Below are 578 nucleotides of genomic sequence, written 5' to 3'. Positions count from 1 at the left end.
TTATGGTTCAGGAAATACTGGAACGACCAATACTTTTCGTATTCTTGGTGTAAAGGCTGGGATTGCGGTCTTTATTTTTGACTTGCTTAAAGGAACTTTAGCAACTCTTCTTCCACTTATCTTCCATATTAATGGAGTCTCTCCTTTAATTTTTGGATTGTTGGCTGTCATTGGTCATACCTTATCTATTTTCGACCATTTTAAAGGTGGGAAAGCTGTGGCTACTTCTGCTGGTGTCGTCCTTGGATTTAGTCCATTCTTTCTTCTTTATCTTCTCGTTATTTTCATTCTTGTTCTCTGGCTCTTTAGTATGATTAGCCTCTCAAGTGTTGTCGCCGCAATTTTTGCTCTGCTTGGAATTCTTATTTTCCCTAGCTTTGGATTTATTCTCACTTCCTATGATCTTTTATTCTCGATTATTATTTTTGCTTTGGCAATTATTATCATTTTTCGACATAAAACAAACCTCAAAAGAATCAAGAATCATTGTGAATCCCTTGTCCCCTTTGGTTTAAACTTATCGGGACAAAAAGAAAAATAGCACAATATATTTTTTTCATGACGTTCCCGACCGATTT

1 protein-coding gene is annotated in these 578 nt (G+C 35.8%); it reads left to right on the top strand.

The genetic code is table 11. The features are described from left to right. Positions 1 to 541 (top strand): glycerol-3-phosphate acyltransferase (locus BABA_RS02515; protein ID WP_007083551.1); only part of this gene is annotated, 541 nt, incomplete at its 5' end. Positions 542 to 578: the final 37 nt, after the last annotated feature.

The organism is Neobacillus bataviensis LMG 21833 (assembly GCF_000307875.1).
In the GTDB taxonomy this organism is placed as follows: domain Bacteria; phylum Bacillota; class Bacilli; order Bacillales; family Cytobacillaceae; genus Neobacillus; species Neobacillus bataviensis.
Note: the sequence above shows the minus strand (reverse complement) of the source record. Positions and strands in the feature narration are given on the sequence as shown.